Below are 20185 nucleotides of genomic sequence, written 5' to 3'. Positions count from 1 at the left end.
CTTCATCACATCAGCACGATGTCGTACTGCTCCTGGCTCAAATTCGACTCCACCTGCAGCGACACCGGCTTGCCGATGAAATCGATCAGCATCGCCAGATGCTGCGATTCCTCGTCGAGGAACAGGTCGATCACCTGCTGCGACCCGATCACGCGGAACTCGCGCGGGTTGAACTGCCGCGATTCGCGCAGGATCTCGCGCAGCACGTCGTAGCACACCGTGCGCGGCGTCTTCACCTGCCCCTTGCCCTGGCAGGTCGGGCAGGGTTCGCACAGCACGTGCGCCAGCGATTCGCGGGTGCGCTTGCGCGTCATCTCCACCAGCCCCAGCTGCGAGAAGCCGTTCACCGTCACGCGCGTGCGGTCGCGCGACAGCGCCTTCTTCAACTCGCCGAGCACGGCGTCGCGATGCTCGGCGTTCTCCATGTCGATGAAGTCGATGATGATGATCCCGCCCAGATTGCGCAGCCGCAATTGCCGCGCGATCGTATGCGCGGCTTCGAGATTGGTCTTGAAGATAGTGTCGTCGAAGTTGCGCGCGCCGACGTAGCCGCCGGTGTTGACGTCGATCGTCGTCATCGCCTCGGTCTGGTCGATCATCAGGTAGCCGCCCGACTTCAGATCGACACGCCGCGACAGCGCCCGCTGAATCTCGGTCTCGATGTTGTAGAGATCGAACAGCGGCCGCTCGCCGGTGTAGTGATGCAGGCGCGCACTGACGGCCGGCGTGAATTCGCCCGCGAACGTCGACAGCCGCGCGAAGGTTTCGCGCGAATCGATCTGGATTTTCGAGGTGTCGTCGTTCGCGAAATCGCGCAGCACGCGCTGCGCGAGGTCGAGATCCTGGTAAAGCAGGCTGGTGGCCGGCAGCCGCTGCGCCTGCGCGACGATGGTCGCCCAGGTCTTGCGCAGGTAGGTCACGTCGGCGCCCAGCTCCTCGCCGCTGGCATCCTCGGCGATGGTCCGCACGATGTAGCCGCCTTTCTCCTCGGGCGGGATCACGGCGGTCAGCCGCGCCCGCACGGCCTCGCGCTCGGCCTCGCTCTCGATCTTCTGCGAGATGCCGATATGCGGCTCCTGCGGCAGGTAGACCAGCGTGCGCCCGGCGATGCTGACCTGGGTGGATAGCCGCGCGCCCTTGGTGCCGATCGGATCCTTGATCACCTGCACCATCAGCGTCTGGCCTTCGAACACGATCTTCTCGATCGGCGGATGCGGCACGCTGCCGTGCGGATCGCCGGGCGGGCGCGGTTGCCAGATGTCGGCCACGTGCAGGAACGCGGCGCGCTCCAGGCCGATGTCGATGAATGCCGATTGCATGCCGGGCAGCACCCGCACGACCTTGCCGAGATAGATGTTCCCGACGCGGCCGCGCGACAGCGTGCGCTCCACATGAAGCTCCTGCACCGCGCCTTGCTGCACGAGCGCGACCCGCGTTTCCTGCGGGGTGAGATTGATCAGGATTTCTTCGTTCATGGCGGGCTCAGAAAACGACACGCGCCGCGCGCAGCAGCGCGGCGGTTTCAAATAGGGGCAGACCCATGATACCGGAATGCGATCCGTCGATTCGCTCGACAAACTCCGCCGCGCGGCCCTGGATCGCATACGCGCCGGCCTTGCCGAACGGCTCGCCGCTGGCCACGTAGCGCGCCAGCGCCTCGGCGCCGACCGGCCCGAACTGCACGGTCGAGCGCGACAGCGCCGGCATCAGCGGGGTGCCGTCGGCGTCGACCACGGCCAGCGCGGTCAGCACTTCGTGGGTGCGGCCGGCCAGGCGCGCGAGCATCGACAGTGCATCGTCGGCGCTGGCGGGCTTGCCGAGGATGCTGCCGTCGATCGTCACGGTGGTGTCCGCCACCAGCACGGGCGCGGCGGGCAGGGCGCTGGTGACGAGCCGGGCGCGCGCCGCATCGGCCTTCGCGGCGCATACGCGCACCACGTAGTCGGCCGCCGATTCGCCGGGCAGCTCGGCCTCGAGCGACTCGGCATCCTCGTCGGGACGCGGCAGCAGCAATTCGAAGCGGATGCCGAGCTGGCTCAGCAATTCCTGCCGGCGCGGGCTTTGCGAGGCGAGATAGACGAACGGGTAGGTCGTGTCGGGCAGGAGGCGGCGATCGGACATCGTCATGGTTCTCGTGGTGGGCACATGACGGCGCGCGAACGCGGCGCGTCATGCGCGGTGGTAGGGGTGATTCTGCGTGATGCTCCACGCTCGGTAAAGCTGCTCGGCGAGCAACACGCGCACCATGCCGTGCGGCAGCGTGAGGCTGGAGATCCGCAGCAGCATGTCGGCGCGCGCCTTGAACTCGGGGTCGAGCCCGTCCGCGCCGCCGATCACGAACGCGACGTCGCGCCCGTCCTGCTGCCAGCCCGGCAGCGCCTGCGCAAGCTGCATCGAGGTCCAGTCGCGGCCGCGCTCGTCGAGCGCGACGATGCGCGCGCTCTTCGGCAGCGCCGCTTCGATCCGGGTCTTCTCGGCAGCCATCACGCTTTCGGCGCTGCGGCCGCCTGAACGCAACTCGGGCTTGATCTCGCGCAGCTCGATACGCAACTCGGGCGGCATGCGCTTCGCGTATTCGTCGAACCCGTCCGACACCCAGCCGGGCATCTTGTGGCCGACGGCGACGATATGCAGCTTCATGGGTGCGAACTCACTTCCAACGCTTCACGTACGCCCACGCCTCAGCTGCGGCGCAGGTGGCCGCCCTTGCGAGCCGGCTTGGCGGTCGGATCGTCCTCGCCGTCCTCGTCTTCATCGACGGAGACCGACGCGCCCGCCGGGCCGCTGTCGGCAAGCTTCATGCGCACCGGCTTCTCGCCCCAGATTTCCTCGAGGCGGTAGTACTGGCGCAGTGCCGGCTGGAGGACGTGGACCACGGCGTCGCCGCAGTCGACCAGCACCCATTCGCCGGTGTCCTCGCCTTCCGAGCTGATGATCTCGCCGCCGGCTTCCTTGACCGATTCGCGCACGCTGTTGGCGAGCGCCTTGGTCTGGCGGTTCGAGGTGCCGCTCGCGATGATCACGCGGTCGAACAGATCGGTGAGGTGGCTGGTGTTGAACACCTTGATGTCTTGCGCTTTGACGTCTTCGAGGGCGTCGACGATCACGCGCTGCAGTTTGCGAATATCCATGTCAGGAATGGTAGAGACGATGTTGAAGAATATAGGCCCAGACGGCGGCCGGGACGTGCTCGGCCTCCGCGTCGGGGACTTGCGCGCGGCGCGCGATGCACTCGCGCAGGTGAGTACGGATATCGGTGGCGGCGATATCGAATGCGAGCGTGGTATCGACCAGCACGCGGCCGGCCGGGCTGGACTGCAATGCCGCCGCGTCGGCGCGGCGTGACGCGATCTGGGTGGCCACCACGGGCGGCGCGGCGCTCAGGTCGAAGCCCGGGCGCGTGGCGACGCACACGTGCGCCAGTTCGAACAGCAATTTCCAGTCGCGCCAGGTGTCGAGCCGCACCAGTTGATCGGCGCCGATCACGAACGACAGCGAGGCGTGCGGACCGACGCGCTCGCGCCAGCGCGCCAGCGTTTCCGCCGTGTAGGTCGCGCCGGTGTGCTCGATCTCGTCCGGCGCGACGGTGATGGTCACGCCGGGACGCGCCAGCGACGGCGCGGCGGCGCGCGTCATGGCGAGCCGGTGCTCGGCCGCCGACACGTCGCGCTTCTGGTAAGGCTGGCCGGCCGGCATCAGCACCAGTTCGGTCAGCGCCAGCACGTCGGCGAACCGCCGCGCCAGCGCGAGGTGGCCGTCGTGGATCGGGTCGAACGTGCCGCCGAGGATGGCGACCCGGTGCGGCAGCGGGTTCGGTCGGGCTTGAGTGTCCAGGACGCGTCCTTTGCTTGCGGTCAGGGCTTCGGGTTCGTGATGGGCGCGCGGCTTACAGCCAGTCGCGCGGCACCAGGAAATCGCTGTAAAGACGTGCTTCCGGCGTGCCCGGTTCGGGCTGCCAGTCGTAGCGCCAATGGGCGGCGGGCGGCATCGACATCAGGATCGACTCGGTGCGGCCGCCGCTTTGCAGGCCGAACAGCGTGCCGCGGTCGAACACCAGGTTGAACTCGACGTAGCGACCGCGCCGGTAAGCCTGAAACTCGCGCTCGTGCTCGCCGTAAGGCGTGTCGCGGCGGCGCTCGCAGATCGGCAGGTAGGCGCCGAGGAACGCATCGCCCACCGCCTGCATGATCTCGAACGACTGCTCGAAGCCCGGCTCCGCGAGATCGTCGAAGAAGATCCCGCCGATGCCGCGCGTTTCGTTGCGGTGCTTGAGGAAGAAATACTCGTCGCACCAGCGCTTGAAGCTCGGGTAATACGTATCGCCGAACGGCGCCAGCGCATCGCGGCAGGCCGCGTGGAAATGGCGCGCGTCATCCTCATAGCCGTACACGGGCGTCAGGTCCATGCCGCCGCCGAACCAGAAGATCGGCGCCTCGCCGGCCTTGGTCGCCACGAACATGCGCACGTTCAGGTGCACGGTCGGGCAATGCGGGTTGCGCGGATGCAGCACGAGCGACACGCCGAGCGCTTCGAAGCCGCGCCCGGCCAGTTGCGGGCGCGCCGCGCTGGCCGACGGCGGCAACGCGTCGCCGGAAACATCCGAGAAGCCGATGCCGGCGCGCTCGAAGAACCGGCCGCCTTCGAGAATGCGCGTGCAGCCGCCGCCGCGCAGGCGCTCTTCCGGGCCGCGCCGCCACGTGTGCGTCGCGAGCGGGGCGCCGTCGAACGCGCCGAGCGCGTCGGCGATGCGGGCTTGCAGGCCTTCGAGATAGGCACGTACGCGGTTCGCGTCGAAATTCGATTCGGTGGTCATGACTCGGGAAAGAGGGCGCGGCTCGCGCATTTCGCTCGGGCGCCGATTGCCGGGATTGTAGACCTTCCGGCCTCGGTGCCCCGGCGCCGGGCGGCGCACCATGAAAAACGCCGCCCGGCGCATGCGCACCGGGCGGCGGCCAAGCGGGTTCAGCCCTGCTTGCGGTTCAGCGCGCGATGGCCGATGTCGCGGCGGTATTGCATGCCTTCGAAGTTGATCTGGTTGATCGCGTCGTAGGCGGCCTGCTGCGCGCCGCGCACCGAATCCGACAACCCGACCACGCACAGCACGCGGCCGCCCGACGTGACGAGCTTGTCGCCATCGTAGGTCGTGCCGGCGTGGAACGTGACCGCATGGCCGTTTTCATCGGGGATGCCGTTGATGCGATCGCCCTTGCGCGGCGAATCCGGGTAGCCGTGGGCAGCCAGCACCACGCCGAGCGCGGTGCGACGGTCCCATTCGAGCTCGACCGTGTCGAGCGTGCCCGCGATCGCCTGTTCGACGACCTTCGAGAAATCGCTCTTCAGGCGCGCCATGATCGGCTGGGTTTCGGGGTCGCCCATGCGGCAGTTGAATTCGAGCGTGCGCGGATTGCCGTCCTTGTCGATCATCAGGCCCGCATACAGGAAGCCCGTGAAGCGGATGCCGTCGTTTTCCATGCCGCGCACCGTCGGCATGATGATTTCGCGCATCACGCGGGCGTGCATCTGCGGCGTGACGATCGGCGCGGGCGAATAGGCGCCCATGCCGCCCGTATTGGGGCCGCGGTCGCCGTCGAGCAGGCGCTTGTGGTCTTGGCTCGAAGCCAGCGCCAGCGCATGCTTGCCGTCCACCATGACGATGAAGCTGGCTTCCTCGCCGTCGAGGAATTCCTCGATCACCACGCGCGCGCCGGCGTCGCCGAGCTTGTTGCCCGACAGCATCATGTCGACGGCTTCATGCGCTTCTTCCAGCGACATCGCCACCACCACGCCCTTGCCGGCGGCCAGGCCGTCGGCCTTGATGACGATCGGCGCGCCCTTGGCGTCGATATAGGCGTGCGCGGGAGCCGCTTCGGTGAAGGTTTCGTACTCGGCCGTGGGGATGCCGTGGCGCTTCATGAACGCCTTGGCGAAATCCTTCGAGCTTTCGAGCTGGGCAGCTTCGCGGGTCGGGCCGAACACCTTGAGGCCGCGCTGACGGAAGTGGTTGACGATGCCGGCCGCGAGCGGCGCTTCCGGGCCGACCAGCGTGAACGCGACCTGCTCGGCTTCGGCGAAGTCGGCCAGATCGTCGAGCGAGGTCAGATCGATGTTCTTCAGGCGCGCGTCCTGCGCGGTGCCGCCGTTGCCGGGCGCGACGTAGACGGTCTGAACGCGCGGCGACTGGGCGAGTTTCCAGGCGAGCGCATGTTCGCGGCCGCCGGAACCGACGACGAGTAATTTCATGGGAATCCCCGCAGACTAGAAAATGGGGCGGCCGGCGCGCATCGAGCGGGCCGGCCGCGGTACCGGGCGGTGGCCGCCTTTCACCCGAAAGACGGGCCGGTTCGCGTTCATTCGTCGCCGATGACCGCGTTCGTGTAGACCTCTTGCACGTCGTCGAGATCTTCCAGCACGTCGAGCAGCTTCTGCATCTTGACGGCGTCGTCACCGCTGAATTCGACTTCGTTCTGCGGCTTCATCGTGACTTCGGCCAGCTCGGCCTTGAAGCCGGCCGCTTCCAGCGCGTCCTTCACCGTGGAGAACGCCTGCCAGTCGCACAGCACTTCGATGCTGCCGTCTTCGTTGGTGTTGACGTCTTCCGCGCCGGCCTCGAGCGCGGCTTCCATCAGCGCGTCTTCGGAGGTGCCGGGGGCGAACAGGAACTGGCCGACGTGATCGAACATGAACGCGACCGAACCGTCGGTGCCCATGTTGCCGCCGTACTTCGAGAACGCGTGACGGACTTCCGCGACGGTGCGCACGCGGTTGTCGGTCATGGTGTCGACGATGATCGCCGCGCCGCCGATGCCGTAGCCTTCGTAGCGGATTTCCTCGTAGTTCGCGCCGTCCGCGCCGCCCATGCCGCGATCGATCGCGCGCTTGACGTTGTCCTTCGGCATGTTCGCGTCGGCTGCCTTGTCGACCGCCAGACGCAGGCGCGGGTTCGAGGCCGCGTCGCCGCCGCCCAGGCGCGCCGCCACCTGGATTTCCTTGATCAGGCGCGTCCAGACCTTGCCACGCTTGGCGTCGGCCGCTGCCTTCTTATGCTTGATGTTGGCCCATTTGGAATGACCAGCCATACCCGTTCTCCGTCGCCCGCGCGATCCGGCGGGCGTGTCTTAAGCGATGTGTTGCGGTGCGCCGTGTGGCGAAGCCGCGAGATGTCGTAGGTTCGCGATTGCGCCTGCGCGCGCGATGCCGGCGGCAGGCCCGGGCCGCCCGTGACGGGCTCCGGACGCGAAGCACGCGATTTTACCATGCGACGCAACCCGTACCGGTGCGTCTGCGTGCAAAGGGCGGGGTGTCGGAGCGCGGGGAATCGGGGCAGGATCGAAACGAAGGGCGTGCGGCGGCCCGGCCGGGATGTCGCGCGGGGCGCGAGCGGTCGGCGGCGCAGCTTCGCCTGCGCACCTTGCCCGCGCGCGTGCCCGCCGTCGGCGGCTCAGTTCTTGGTGCCGAACAGGCGGTCGCCGGCGTCGCCGAGGCCCGGGATGATGTAGGCGTGTTCGTTCAGGTGCGAATCGAGCGAGGCCACATAGACCTTGACGTCCGGATGCGCGTCCTGGAACACCTGGATGCCCTCGGGCGCGGCGACCAGCGCGAGGAACGCGATCCGCTCGCCGGGCACGTTGCGGCGCTTGAGCACGTCGACGGCGTGCACGGCCGAGTAGCCGGTGGCGATCATCGGGTCGCACAAAATGAAGTTGCGGTCTTCCAGGTCGGGCAGCCGCACCAGGTATTCGACCGGGCGGTGGTCGTCGGCGCGGAATACGCCGATGTGGCCGACACGTGCCGACGGCACCAGGTCGAGCAGGCCGTCCGACATGCCGATGCCGGCGCGCAGCACCGGCACGATGGCCAGCTTCTTGCCGGCGATCACGGGCGCGTCGATCTCGACCAGCGGGGTTTCGACCCGTTTCGTGGTGATCGGCAGGTTGCGGGTGATTTCATAGCCCATCAGCATCGTGATCTCGCGCAGCAACTCGCGGAACGTGCGCGTGGACGTGTCCTTGTCGCGCATGTGGGTGAGTTTGTGCTGGATCAGCGGGTGATCGAGGATGAAGAGGTTCGGAAAGCGGCTGTCCTGGGTCATGACGGGCGGCGGAAAACGGTGCGTGGAGATCGGGAAGCGGCGCGTGTCGCGCGGCGCGGTGACGCAAGTTTACCGAAGATGGCCGGCGCGATCCGGATATTATCGACCTCTCTCGCGCGGCGGCCCGGCCGGCGGCGCGGGGCGGCTGCGGCGCGGTTTCGCCGGCGGTGGCCGCCCGCGCCGGCCGGGCCGCCGCATCGGTGCGGCTCACGCCGCTCACTGACAGCAAGGAACCGGCTCGAATGGATCTCGGAATCGCAGGACGCACCGCGCTCGTATGCGCGGCCAGCAAGGGGCTCGGACGCGGCTGCGCGCAGGCGCTGGCCGCCGAAGGCGTGAAGCTCGTGATCGTGGCGCGCACCCAGGAAACGCTCGACGCGACCGCCGAACACATCCGCCGTACCACCGGCGCGGACGTCACGGCCGTCGCCTGCGACATCACCACGCCGCAAGGCCGCGAGCTGGCGCTGGCGGCCTGCCCGCAGCCCGACATTCTCGTGACCAACGCGGGCGGACCGCCGCCGGGCGATTTTCGCGATTTCTCGCGCGACGACTGGATCCGCGCCGTCGACGCCAACATGCTGACGCCGATCGAACTGATCCGCGCCACCGTCGACGGCATGATCGCGCGCCGTTTCGGGCGCATCGTCAATGTCACCAGCTCGGCGGTGAAGGCGCCGATCGATGTGCTGGCGCTGTCCAACGGCGCGCGCTCGGGGTTGACGGGCTTCGTGGCGGGGCTGTCGCGCAAGGTGGCCGAGCACAACGTGACGATCAACAACCTGCTGCCGGGCCTGTTCGACACCGACCGCATCAAGACCACGCTGACGGCGTCGGCGCAGGCGGCCGGCAAGAGCGTCGACGAGATGCGCGCGCGCCGCACCCAGGAGATCCCGGCGCGCCGGCTCGGGCAGCCCGACGAGTTCGGCGCGGCCTGCGCGTTCCTGTGCAGCGCGCATGCCGGCTACATCACCGGCCAGAACTGGCTGCTGGACGGCGGCGCCTATCCCGGCACGTTCTGAGCGCGCCGCGCCCGCCCGTTGCCCCCTTTCGACCCACGAGGATTGACCCGCATGGATGCACCCCGCATTGCGCTGATCGCGCACGACGCCAAGAAGGACGAGATCGTCGCGCTCACGGGCGCCTATCGCGACACGCTGGCGCGCTGCACGCTGCTGGCCACCGGCACGACCGGCGGCCGGATCGCGAGCGCGCATGGGCTGGAGGTCGAGCGCAAGCTGTCCGGCCCGCTCGGCGGCGATCAGCAGATCGGCGCGGAACTGGCCTCGGGCCTCGTGCAGATGGTGGTGTTCCTGCGCGACCCGATGACCGCGCAGCCGCACGATCCCGACATCAACGCGCTGGTGCGCGTGTGCGACGTGCACAACGTGCCGGTGGCCACCAACGTGGCGACGGCGCGGGTGCTGCTGGATGATCTGGTGCGGCGGCTGGGGTGAGGTGACGCGCCGGGCATCGAGCCCGGCGCATGCCGATGCCGGTCAGTAGGCCTGCTGGATCAGCAGCGTGGCCTGGCCGGTGTTGTCCGAGCAGACATCGTCGGAGGTGTAGCCGTACAGGGTCGATGCGCCGTTGCCGCCCACATCCACGACGATCGGCTGGGTGGTCACCGGCACGCCCCATTTCGCATTGAGGACGCCGCCCTGCACGATCACGGTGTTGATCGGGCAGTCGCCGGACGAGCAGGACATGGTGTTCGCCGACAGCGACATCACGTACCGGCCCGGCGAGAGTTGGAACGTCGCAGCGGTGCCATAGGGCGCGGCGCCTGGCGAGAGCGCGCTCTGGATGCAGTTCTGCCGCCCGTCGACCGTGATGGAAGTCGCGGCTTGTGCGGTGGATGCCAGCGCGAGCAGAAGGGTTGCGACAACGGAAATGCGCATGACTCGGATCCTTTCTTCAAGTTATGTGGACTGCACGTTTGCACATCGCGTCGGCACGAGCGCGCCGACCCGTGCTTAACGGCATGAGCAGGCAGGCCTTGATGGTTTTGTCTGAAGAATTCATTTCTTTACATGACGCGGCTTCCCGGTGCCGCTTCCCGGCGTAGCGGCTGCCAGCACGATTTCCCCCGCCGCGCGAAAATCCCTCATCCCGTCGCGAGACGGCCGAATCCCCCGAACATCCAACTCAGGAGCACGACGCATGCCGAAAGCAATCCGTTACGACCAACCGGGCGGCCCGGAAGTGATGAAGTGGGTCGACGTCGAGGTCGGCGAACCGAAGGCCGGCGAGGTGCGCGTGAAGCACCACGCGGTGGGCCTCAACTACATCGACGTCTATTTCCGCACCGGCCTTTATCCGCAACCGCTGCCGGGCGGGCTCGGCCAGGAAGGCGCGGGCGAGGTGGTGGCGGTGGGCGAGGGTGTCGGCGCGCTTAAGGTGGGCGACCGCGTCGCCTACACCGGCGTGCCGCCCGGCTCGTATGCCGAGGAGCGCGTGCTGCCGGCCGAGAAGCTCGTCAAGCTGCCCGATGCGATCGGCTACGAGGACGCCGCCTCGCTGATGCTGCAAGGCCTGACCGCGCAATACCTGCTGCGCCGCACCTATCCGGTCAAGGCGGGCGACACGATTCTGATTCACGCGGCGGCCGGCGGCGTCGGGCTGATCGTCTGCCAGTGGGCCAAGGCGCTCGGCGCGACGGTGATCGGCACGGTCGGTTCCGACGAAAAGGCCGATCTGGCCAAGGCGCACGGCTGCGACCACGCGATCGTCTACACGCGCGAGCCCGAGTTCGCCAAGCGCGTGAAGGAGATCACGAACGGCGCGGGCGTGCCCGTGGTGTACGACTCGATCGGCAAGGACACCTACGTTTCGTCGCTCGACAGCCTCGCGCCGCTCGGCCTGTTCGTCAGCTTCGGCAACGCGTCCGGCCCGCTGCCCGCGATCGACTCGAAGGAGTTCGCCTCGCGCGGCTCGCTGTTCTTCACGCGCCCGTCGCTGTTTACCTACATCGCCAAGCGCGCCGATCTCGAACGCGGCGCGGCCGAGCTGTTCGACGTGGTGATCTCGGGCAAGGTCAAGACCAACGTGCGCCAGCGCTATCAGCTGGCGAACGTGGCCGAGGCCCATCGCGATCTCGAAGCGCGCCGCACCACCGGCTCGACGATCCTGCTGCCGTAACCGCTCCGCTTCATTCCCCCGCTTCACGCCGCGGCCGCCTCCAGGGCGGCCGCGCGCTTTTCCGGCCGTCCCCCGGCGCCTGCCGCGTTTACGCGTTTTTTACACCCGCCCGCCCACCTTTGACCTGCCCTTTACGCGCATTCCCATAACGTTGCATCCGTTCGAACAGGAACACGGAGAACACAACAATGGATGCGCTGTATATCGGTGGTCTCGCACTGTTTTCAGTGCTGATCGCTGCGCTCGTCGCGGGGTGCGACAAGCTCTCGCAATATGGTCGCGGGGGGCGTCAATGAACTGGATGCTATGGCTCGCGGGGCTGTCGACCGCGCTGTTGTTCGCCTATCTGATCTACGCGCTGCTGCGCGCGGAGGACATCGAATGAGCGCGAACGATCTGATGCAGGCGGGGATCTTCCTCGTCGTGCTGCTGGCGCTGGCGGTGCCCGTCGCCGGCTATCTGACCCGCGTGATGGACGGCTCGTCGCGCATCGTGCGCGTGTTCGGGCCGCTCGAACGCGTGCTGTACCGCATCGCGGGCGTCGATCCGGGCGCGGAGATGTCGTGGAAGCAGTACGCGTTCGCGACGATCGCGTTCAACGTGCTCGGCATGTTCTTGCTCTACGCGCTGCTGCGTCTCCAGCAATGGCTGCCCGGCAACCCGCAGCAGTTTCCGCCGATGACGGTGGACGGCGCGTTCAACACGGCCGTCAGCTTCGTCACCAACACCAACTGGCAGGACTATTCGCCCGAGCAGACGGTCAGCTACCTCACGCAGATGCTCGGCCTGACGGTGCAGAACTTCCTGTCGGCGGCCACCGGCATCGTGGTGGTGATCGCGCTGATCCGCGGCTTCGCGCGTCATACCGCGAAGACCATCGGCAACTTCTGGGTCGACCTGACGCGCGTGACGCTGTACGTGCTGGTGCCGATGTCGGCGGTGGTCGCGGCGCTGCTGATGAGCCAGGGCGTGATCCAGAACTTCCGCGCCTACACCGACGTGCCGACGCTGCAGGCCAGCACGTACCAGGCGCCGAAGCTCGACGCGCAGGGCAACCCGGTCAAGGACGACAAGGGCAACCCGGTGACGGTCGCCACGCCGCTCAAGACGCAGACGCTGGCCTTGGGCCCGGTGGCCACGCAGGAAGCCATCAAGATGCTCGGCACCAACGGCGGCGGCTTCTTCAACGGCAACTCGGCGCATCCGTACGAAAACCCCACGCCGGTCTCGAACATGATCGAGATGCTGTCGATCCTGATCCTGCCGGCCGCGCTGTGTCTGGTGTTCGGCCGCATGATCGGCGACCGCCGGCAGGGCGTCGCGGTACTCGCGGCGATGACGGTGGCGTTCGCGGCGGCGGTGGGTGTCGAGGCGGCCTCCGAGCAGCGCGGCAACCCGCAGTTCACGGCGCTGCACGTCGACCAGGGCGCGAGCGGCCTGCAGGCGGGCGGCAACATGGAAGGCAAGGAAACCCGCTTCGGCATCGCCCAGACCAGCATCTTCGTGGTGACCACCACGGCCGCCTCGTGCGGCGCGGTGGACGGCGCGCACGATTCGCTGACGCCGGTCGGCGGGCTGGTGCCGATGCTGCTGATTCAGCTCGGCGAGGTGATCTTCGGCGGGGTGGGCTCCGGCCTCTACGGGATGCTCGTGTTCGCGCTGCTGGCGGTGTTCGTGGCGGGCCTGATGATCGGCCGCACGCCCGAATACGTCGGCAAGAAGATCGAATCGTTCGAGATGAAGATGGTGTCGATCGTGGTGCTGCTCACGCCGCTGCTGGTGCTGGTGGGCACGTCGCTCGCGGTGCTGTCCGAGGCCGGCCGCGCGGGGATCGCCAATCCGGGGCCGCACGGCTTCTCGGAGATCCTCTACGCGTTCAGCTCGGCCGCCAACAACAACGGCAGCGCGTTCGCGGGCCTGACGGTCAGCACGCCGTTCTACAACTGGCTGACGGCGATCGCGATGTGGTTCGGGCGCTTCGGCACGATCGTGCCGGTGCTGGCGATCGCCGGCTCGCTGGCGGCCAAGAAGCGCATCGCCGCGACCAGCGGCACGCTGCCGACGCACGGCCCGCTGTTCGTGGTGCTGCTGCTCGGTTCGGTGCTGCTGGTGGGCGCGCTGACCTATGTGCCGGCGCTCGCGCTCGGCCCGGGTGTCGAGCACCTGATGCTGTTCGTCAACTCGCATTGAGCACGCGCTGAGCGTGCATCGGGCAGGACGGGCCGCGCGGCAAGCGCCGCCGGCCCGCCGCCCGCCAACAGGAAACGGGAAGTCGGAATCCGCGCATCGTTCGCGATGCCATCGAGGATCACAATGAATCAACATTCCGCTACACGATCGATGTTCGACCCGGCGCTGCTGCGCCCGGCGATCGTCGATTCGTTCAAGAAACTCACGCCGCGCACGCAGTTCCGCAATCCGGTGATGTTCTGCGTCTACGTCGGCAGCGTGCTGACCACCATCCTCTGGATCGCGGCGCTTGCCGGCCAGGCCGAGGCACCGGCCGGCTTCATCCTGGCCGTCACGCTGTGGCTCTGGTTCACGGTGCTGTTCGCGAACTTCGCCGAGGCGCTGGCCGAGGGCCGCTCGAAGGCGCAGGCCGCGTCGCTGCGCAGCGCCAAGAAAGACGTGATGGCCAAGAAGCTCAACGAGCCGCATCCGAAATCGCCGGTGCGCATCACGACCGCCAGCGACCTGCGCCGAGGCGACGTGGTGCTGGTCGAAACCGGCGACGTGATCCCCGCCGACGGCGAGGTGATCGACGGCGTGGCCTCGGTCGACGAATCGGCCATCACGGGCGAATCGGCGCCGGTGATCCGCGAGTCGGGCGGCGATTTTTCGTCGGTGACGGGCGGCACGCGCGTGCTGTCGGACTGGATCGTCGTGAAGGTCACGGCGAACCCGGGCGAGGCGTTCCTCGACCGCATGATCGCGATGGTCGAAGGCGCCAAGCGCAAGAAGACCCCGAACGAGATCGCGCTGACCATCCTGCTGGTTGCGCTGACGATCGTCATGCTGCTGGCCACCGCCACGCTGCTGCCGTTCTCGATCTTCTCGGTGCAGGCGATGAACGCCGGCCACGTGGTGACGATCACCGCGCTGGTGGCGCTGCTGGTGTGCCTGATCCCGACCACCATCGGCGGGCTGCTGTCGTCGATCGGCGTGGCCGGCATGAGCCGCATGATGCAGGCCAACGTGATCGCCACCTCGGGCCGCGCGGTCGAGGCCGCCGGCGACGTGGACGTGCTGCTGCTCGACAAGACCGGCACCATCACGCTCGGCAATCGTCAGGCATCCGAATTCGTGCCGGCCGCGGGCGTGCCCGAGGAAGCGCTGGCCGATGCGGCGCAACTGTCGTCGCTGGCCGACGAAACGCCGGAAGGTCGCAGCATCGTGGTGCTGGCCAAGACCCGCTTCAACCTGCGCCAGCGCGACATGGCGGCGTTGCAGGCCACCTTCATCGGCTTCTCGGCCACCACCCGCATGAGCGGCGTGGATCTGCCCGAGCGCGAGATCCGCAAGGGCGCGGCCGATGCGATTCGTCAGTATGTCGAAGCACATGGCGGACGCTTTCCGGAGGACGTGCGCCGCGCGGTGGACGACGTCGCGCGCAAGGGCAGCACGCCGCTGGTAGTGGCCGAACGCCTGGGCGAGCAGGGTGCGCGCGTGCTCGGCGTGATCGAGCTGAAGGACATCGTCAAGGGCGGCATCAAGGAGCGTTTCGCCGAACTGCGCAAGATGGGCATCAAGACCATCATGGTGACGGGCGACAACCGCCTGACCGCCGCGGCCATCGCGGCCGAGGCCGGGGTGGACGATTTCCTCGCCGAAGCCACGCCCGAAACCAAGCTCGCGACGATCCGCGAGCATCAGTCGGCCGGACGCCTCGTGGCGATGACGGGCGACGGCACCAACGACGCGCCGGCGCTCGCCCAGGCCGACGTCGCGGTGGCAATGAACACCGGCACGCAGGCCGCGAAAGAGGCCGGCAACATGGTCGACCTCGATTCGAACCCGACCAAGCTGATCGAGATCGTCGAGATCGGCAAGCAGATGCTGATGACGCGCGGCTCGCTGACGACCTTCTCGATCGCCAACGACATCGCCAAGTATTTCGCGATCATCCCGGCCGCGTTCGCCACCACCTATCCGCAACTGAACGCGCTGAACGTGATGCATCTGGCCACGCCGGCCTCGGCCATCATGTCCGCGGTGATCTTCAATGCGCTGATCATCGTGCTGCTGATTCCGCTGGCGTTGAAGGGCGTGCGCTATCGCGCGCTCGGCGCCGCCACGCTGCTGCGCCGCAACCTGCTGATCTACGGACTCGGCGGGATCCTGGTGCCGTTCGTCGGCATCAAGCTGATCGACATCGTGCTCGCCACGCTCGGCTGGGTATAAGGAAGTTACGCCATGAAAACCATGATTCGTCCGCTCGTCGTCCTGTTCGCGGTGCTGACCGCCGTGACGGGCCTCGCGTATCCGGCCGTGATGACGGCCTTCGGCGCGGCGGTGTTCCCGTCGCAATCGTCCGGCAGCCTGATCGAGCTGAACGGCAAGGTGGTCGGCTCCACGCTGATCGGCCAGCCGTTCGACGCGCCGCAATACTTCTGGGGCCGGCTGTCGGCCACCTCGCCGATGCCGTACAACGCGCAGGGTTCGAGCGCCTCGAACCTCGGCCCGACCAACCCGGCGCTGACCGATCAGGTCAAGGGCCGCCTCGACGCGCTGAAGGCGGCGGGCACCGACCTGAGCCAGCCGGTGCCGGTGGACCTGGTCACCGCCTCGGGCAGCGGCCTCGATCCGGAAATCAGCCCGGCTGCCGCGCTGTATCAGGTGGCGCGCGTCGCCCACGCGCGCGGCATGTCGGCCGACGCCGTGCGGCAACTGGTGGACGCCCACACCCAGGGCCGCCAGTTCGGCCTGTTCGGCGAGCAGCGCGTGAACGTGCTGGCGCTGAACCTGGCGCTCGACTCGGCCAAGTCCGCGCACTGATCGGCAGCGGACTTCTTTTGCGGCGCGGCCTGGGCCGCGCCGCCTTTTCTTTTTTCGGGATTTGGCACCACAATGCTTGCCACGACCGTGACTCGCGCCGCCGGCGCACCGCCCTCCGCATGAATCGCCCCGATCCCGACCAGCTTCTCGACAAGCTTCAGCGCGAGGAAGAGAAGCAGCAGCGCGGCCGGCTGAAGATCTTCTTCGGCGCGTCGGCCGGCGTCGGCAAGACCTACGCGATGTTGCAGGCCGCGCGCGTGCGCGCCGACGAGGGCGTGGACGTGCTGGTCGGCATCGTCGAAACCCACGGCCGCCGTGAGACGGCCGCGCTGCTCGACGGGCTCGACTTGCTGCCGCCGCTCGCGCTCGAGCATCGCGGCCGGCAGCTGGCCGAATTCGATCTCGACGCCGCGCTCGCGCGCCGGCCGCAACTCGTGCTGGTCGACGAACTGGCCCATTCGAACGTGACCGGCGCGCGCCACCTGAAGCGCTGGCAGGACGTGCACGAGCTGCTCGACGCGGGCATCGACGTCTACACCACCGTCAACGTCCAGCATCTCGACAGCCTCAACGACGTGGTGGGCGCGATCACCGGCATCCGTGTCTGGGAAACGGTGCCCGACCACGTGTTCGATGCGGCCGACGAGGTCACGCTGGTCGACCTGCCCGCCGACGAGCTGCTCGAACGGATGCGCGACGGCAAGGTGTATCTGCCGCAGCAGGCCGAGCGCGCGGTGCGCAACTTCTTCCGCAAGGGCAACCTGATCGCGCTGCGCGAGCTGGCGCTGCGGCGCACCGCCGACCGCGTCGACGCGCAGATGCGCGAGTACCGCGCCGATCGCTCGATCGCGCGCATCTGGCAGGCGCGCGAGCGGCTGCTGGTGTGCGTCGGGCCGGGGCCGGAGGCGCCCACGCTGGTGCGTGCCGCCGCGCGTCTGGCGGCCGGGCTCAAGGCCGACTGGATCGCCGTTTATGTCGAAACGCCGAAATCGCAGCGGCTCGACGACGCGCGGCGGCGGCCGCCGCTCGACGCGCTGAAGCTGGCTGCCGAATTGGGCGCCGAAACCGTCACGCTGGCGGGCGGCGACCCGGTGGCCGCGCTGATCGGCTATGCGCAGGTGCGTAACGTGTCGAAGCTGGTGGCCGGCGGTTCGCCGCGCGCCGGCCTGTGGCGGCGGCTCGCGCGGCCGTTCGGCGAGCGGCTGGCCGAGCGCGCCGGCGATCTCGATCTGATGCTGCTGCGCACCTCGGCGCAGGACGACCCGCGCCGTGGCGCCGCCGACGCCGGCGCGCGCGCCTGGCGCGATGCGTTCGTGCAGTTGGCCGGCGAGCGCTCGCCGCCGCGCCATTACGTGGCGGCCGCGCTGATCTGCGCGGCGCTCACTGGCGTGGCCGCGCTCGCGCAGGCGCGCCTCGACCTGACCAACCTGGTCATGCTCTACCTGCTCGGCGTGGTGTTCAGCGCGGTCCGGCTCGGGCGCGGGCCGGGCGTCATGCAGTCGTTCCTGTCGGTGGCCGCGTTCGATTTCTTCTTCGTGCCGCCGCGCATGTCGCTGTCGGTCACCGACACGCAATATCTGCTGACCTTCTTCGGCATGCTGCTGACCTCGCTGGTGATCAGCCATCTGACATCGAGCCTGAGCCGGTCGGCCGGCTTGGCCGAGCGGCGCGAGCGGCGCACCGGCGCGATGTACGCGATGGCGCGCGAACTGGCCGCCGCGCTGACGGCCGAGCAGATCGTCGAGATCGGCAGCCGGCACGTGGCCGAGGTGTTCCGCGCGCGCGTGGCGATGCTGCTGCCCGACAACGCCGATGGCGCCGAGCAGGTTCGCCAGCAGATCGAGAACCCCGACGAGGCTGTCACGCTGACGGGCGCCGCGCTCGATACCGATGTCGGCCAGTGGGTGTACGACCAGCAGAAGCCGGCCGGGCACGGCACCGATACGCTGCCCGCGGCGCGAGCGCTGTACCTGCCGCTGAAGGCGCCGATGCGCACGCGCGGCGTGCTGGCGGTGCTCGCGCAGGACCCGCGCGAGCTCGATGCGCCCGAGCAGCAGCGCATGCTCGACACGTTCGCCGCGCAGATCGCGCTGGCGCTGGAGCGCGTGCATTACGTCGAGATCGCGCGCGATGCGCTGGTCAGCATGGAGTCCGAGCGCTTGCGCAATTCGCTGCTGTCGGCGATTTCGCACGATCTGCGTACGCCGTTGACGACCATCGTCGGGTTCTCGTCGATGCTGGCGGGGATGCAGGGCGCCAAGCCGGATCAGGCGCCGGAGGCATCGCCCGGCCTGCCCGCGTTGCCCGAGATGGCAAGCCGGCAGCACGCGCTGGTCGAGGCGATCCACGACGAGGCGCTGCGCATGACCGGCATCGTCACCAATCTGCTCGACATGGCGCGGCTGCAGGCCGGCAGCCTGCAACTGAAGCGGCAGTGGTCGTTGCTGGAGGAAACCGTCGGCGCGGCGCTGGCCGCCTGCAAGCGCGTGTTGGCGCGGCACCCGGTGCAGGTGCGGCTGCCGGCCGATTTGCCGCTGCTGCAGACCGACGCCGTGCTGATGGAGCGCCTGTTCGCGAACCTGTTCGAGAACGCGGCCAAGTACACGCCGGCCGGCAGCGCGCTGACGATCGGCGCGCAACGCATCGAGGAGGGCGGCCAGCCGTTCGTGCGCGTGAGTGTCGACGATCACGGCCCGGGCCTGCGCGCCGGCATGGAGGCGCGCATCTTCGACAAGTTCACGCGCGGCGAGAAGGAATCGGCCACGCCCGGGATCGGGCTGGGGCTGGCGATCTGCCGCGCGATCGTCGATGCGCACGGCGGTAAGATCGGCGCCCGGAACCGGCTCGCGCCGGACGGCTCGATTGCCGGCGCCAGCTTCTGGTTCACGCTGCCGGTGGATGCCCCGCCGCCCGTGCTCGACGACGCAGCGGCCGATCTGGCCGAACTCGATGCCCTCGATGCACTCGATGCACTCGACGCACTCGACGCGCGGGTCGTGCCGCCCGCTGCCGCGCCGCCCTTGTCTTCTTCCTTGCCGCCCGACCATGAGTGAACCGACGCTGACCGTTGTCCTGATCGAAGACGAAAAACAGATCCGCCGCTTCGTGCGCACCGCGCTGGAGGCGGAGGGCATCGCCGTGTTCGATGCGGAGACCGGCAAGCAGGGGCTGATCGAGACGGCCACGCGCAAGCCCGACCTGGTGATCGTCGATCTGGGCCTGCCCGATACCGACGGGCTCGACGTGATCCGCGAGCTGCGCGGCTGGTCCGAGCTGCCGGTGATCGTGCTGTCGGCGCGCACGCGCGAGGACGAGAAGGTGGCCGCGCTCGACGCCGGCGCGGACGATTACCTGACCAAGCCGTTCGGCGTGTCCGAGCTGCTCGCGCGCATCCGCGCGCACCTGCGCCGGCGCAATCTGGGCGGCGCGAACGATACGCCGAGCGTCCGGTTCGGCGAGGTCACGGTGGATCTGGCGTTGCGCGTGGTGACGCGCGGCGGCGCGCCGGTGCACCTGACGCCGCTCGAATACCGGCTGCTCGCGACGCTGGTGCGCCATGCGGGCCGCGTGCTGACGCACCGGCAACTGCTGCGCGACGTGTGGGGGCCGTCGCACGTGGAGAGCCATCATTACCTGCGCATCTACATGGCGCATCTGCGGCAAAAGCTCGAGGCCGATCCGGCGCAGCCGGAGCACATCGTGACGGAGACGGGGGTGGGGTATCGGCTGGTGGGCGCGGCTTGAGGGGATGAGCCGCGCGGGTCGCCGGCCTGTTGGCAGGCTTGCCGACGCGATGCGCCGTGGCGAAGGGCGCACCGACGATACCGAAGCCGCGCATTGCCCTGATGCGCATGGGGTCGATCCCGCACGCCCTGCCGGTTTGTAAGCGCTTTGTTATACTCGCCCCCTGCTCGGGGACGACCCCGGCGCGTCAATCAATCCGCGGGGACGGCCCCGTCC

At 68.5% G+C, this 20185-nt stretch carries 19 protein-coding genes; 9 read left to right on the top strand and 10 right to left on the bottom strand.

The window, feature by feature from the left end:
• Window positions 1-5 precede the first annotated feature (5 nt).
• The 9 genes from rng to upp form a co-directional block, all read right to left on the bottom strand.
• Window positions 6-1475, bottom strand: coding sequence for a ribonuclease G (gene rng, locus AB4850_RS28015; RefSeq protein WP_414442684.1), 1470 nt, complete (start codon window positions 1473-1475; stop codon window positions 6-8).
• Window positions 1476-1482: 7 nt separating this feature from the next.
• Complete coding sequence (locus tag AB4850_RS28010; protein WP_414442683.1) at window positions 1483-2127, bottom strand: Maf family protein; 645 nt, start codon at window positions 2125-2127, stop codon at window positions 1483-1485.
• Window positions 2128-2169: 42 nt separating this feature from the next.
• Window positions 2170-2640, bottom strand: a complete 471-nt coding sequence (rlmH, locus tag AB4850_RS28005; RefSeq protein ID WP_414442682.1) for a 23S rRNA (pseudouridine(1915)-N(3))-methyltransferase RlmH — start codon at window positions 2638-2640, stop codon at window positions 2170-2172.
• A gap of 41 nt (window positions 2641-2681) precedes the next feature.
• Window positions 2682-3131: a ribosome silencing factor gene (gene rsfS, locus AB4850_RS28000; RefSeq protein ID WP_414442681.1), complete on the bottom strand. Its 450-nt coding sequence runs from the start codon at window positions 3129-3131 to the stop codon at window positions 2682-2684.
• A gap of 1 nt (window position 3132) precedes the next feature.
• The gene (locus AB4850_RS27995; RefSeq protein ID WP_414445631.1) at window positions 3133-3858 is read right to left on the bottom strand and encodes a nicotinate-nucleotide adenylyltransferase; all 726 of its coding nucleotides are present in this window, start codon (window positions 3856-3858) and stop codon (window positions 3133-3135) included.
• Window positions 3859-3886: 28 nt separating this feature from the next.
• Window positions 3887-4813 (bottom strand): oxygen-dependent coproporphyrinogen oxidase, encoded by a 927-nt coding sequence (gene hemF / locus AB4850_RS27990; protein ID WP_414442680.1) that lies wholly within the window; start codon window positions 4811-4813, stop codon window positions 3887-3889.
• Between the two features lie 149 nt (window positions 4814-4962).
• Complete coding sequence (purD, locus tag AB4850_RS27985; protein WP_414442679.1) at window positions 4963-6240, bottom strand: phosphoribosylamine--glycine ligase; 1278 nt, start codon at window positions 6238-6240, stop codon at window positions 4963-4965.
• 107 nt (window positions 6241-6347) lie between these two features.
• Window positions 6348-7076, bottom strand: coding sequence for a YebC/PmpR family DNA-binding transcriptional regulator (locus AB4850_RS27980; RefSeq protein ID WP_414442678.1), 729 nt, complete (start codon window positions 7074-7076; stop codon window positions 6348-6350).
• Window positions 7077-7438: 362 nt separating this feature from the next.
• The gene (gene upp / locus AB4850_RS27975; protein WP_414442677.1) at window positions 7439-8089 is read right to left on the bottom strand and encodes a uracil phosphoribosyltransferase; all 651 of its coding nucleotides are present in this window, start codon (window positions 8087-8089) and stop codon (window positions 7439-7441) included.
• 242 nt (window positions 8090-8331) lie between these two features.
• Here upp and AB4850_RS27970 point away from each other — a divergent pair, with 242 nt between their 5' ends.
• Together AB4850_RS27970 and AB4850_RS27965 are read left to right on the top strand one after the other, a co-directional pair.
• Window positions 8332-9111, top strand: coding sequence for an SDR family oxidoreductase (locus tag AB4850_RS27970; RefSeq protein ID WP_414442676.1), 780 nt, complete (start codon window positions 8332-8334; stop codon window positions 9109-9111).
• Between the two features lie 51 nt (window positions 9112-9162).
• Window positions 9163-9546 (top strand): methylglyoxal synthase, encoded by a 384-nt coding sequence (locus AB4850_RS27965; RefSeq protein ID WP_414442675.1) that lies wholly within the window; start codon window positions 9163-9165, stop codon window positions 9544-9546.
• Between the two features lie 42 nt (window positions 9547-9588).
• Here the strand turns inward: AB4850_RS27965 and AB4850_RS27960 are convergent, their stop codons facing one another.
• Window positions 9589-9990 carry a hypothetical protein gene (locus AB4850_RS27960; protein ID WP_414442674.1) on the bottom strand — a complete coding sequence of 134 codons (402 nt, stop codon included), beginning with the start codon at window positions 9988-9990 and terminating at the stop codon, window positions 9589-9591.
• A gap of 262 nt (window positions 9991-10252) precedes the next feature.
• Between AB4850_RS27960 and AB4850_RS27955 the strand changes: the two genes are divergently transcribed.
• The 7 genes from AB4850_RS27955 to kdpE all read left to right on the top strand — a co-directional run bounded on the left by AB4850_RS27955 (window position 10253) and on the right by kdpE (window position 19969).
• A complete protein-coding gene (locus AB4850_RS27955) occupies window positions 10253-11230 on the top strand; it encodes a quinone oxidoreductase family protein (RefSeq protein WP_414442673.1) in 978 nt (325 codons plus the stop codon).
• 292 nt (window positions 11231-11522) lie between these two features.
• A complete protein-coding gene (gene kdpF / locus AB4850_RS27950) occupies window positions 11523-11615 on the top strand; it encodes a K(+)-transporting ATPase subunit F (RefSeq protein ID WP_206130663.1) in 93 nt (30 codons plus the stop codon).
• Complete coding sequence (gene kdpA / locus AB4850_RS27945) at window positions 11612-13420, top strand: potassium-transporting ATPase subunit KdpA (protein WP_414442672.1); 1809 nt, start codon at window positions 11612-11614, stop codon at window positions 13418-13420. The genes kdpF and kdpA overlap by 4 nt, the downstream gene beginning before the upstream one ends.
• Window positions 13421-13543: 123 nt before the next feature.
• Window positions 13544-15631, top strand: coding sequence for a potassium-transporting ATPase subunit KdpB (gene kdpB / locus AB4850_RS27940; protein WP_414442671.1), 2088 nt, complete (start codon window positions 13544-13546; stop codon window positions 15629-15631).
• Between the two features lie 12 nt (window positions 15632-15643).
• On the top strand, window positions 15644-16225 hold the full coding sequence (gene kdpC / locus AB4850_RS27935; RefSeq protein ID WP_414442670.1) for a potassium-transporting ATPase subunit KdpC: 582 nt from the start codon (window positions 15644-15646) through the stop codon (window positions 16223-16225).
• Between the two features lie 119 nt (window positions 16226-16344).
• The gene (locus AB4850_RS27930) at window positions 16345-19278 is read left to right on the top strand and encodes a DUF4118 domain-containing protein (RefSeq protein ID WP_414442669.1); all 2934 of its coding nucleotides are present in this window, start codon (window positions 16345-16347) and stop codon (window positions 19276-19278) included.
• Window positions 19271-19969 (top strand): two-component system response regulator KdpE, encoded by a 699-nt coding sequence (kdpE, locus tag AB4850_RS27925; RefSeq protein ID WP_206131301.1) that lies wholly within the window; start codon window positions 19271-19273, stop codon window positions 19967-19969. Before AB4850_RS27930 ends, kdpE begins: the two co-directional genes overlap by 8 nt.
• Window positions 19970-20185: the final 216 nt, after the last annotated feature.

This window comes from Burkholderia sp. 22PA0106 (genome assembly GCF_047497155.1).
In the GTDB taxonomy this organism is placed as follows: Bacteria; Pseudomonadota; Gammaproteobacteria; order Burkholderiales; family Burkholderiaceae; genus Burkholderia.
Note: the sequence above shows the minus strand (reverse complement) of the source record. Positions and strands in the feature narration are given on the sequence as shown.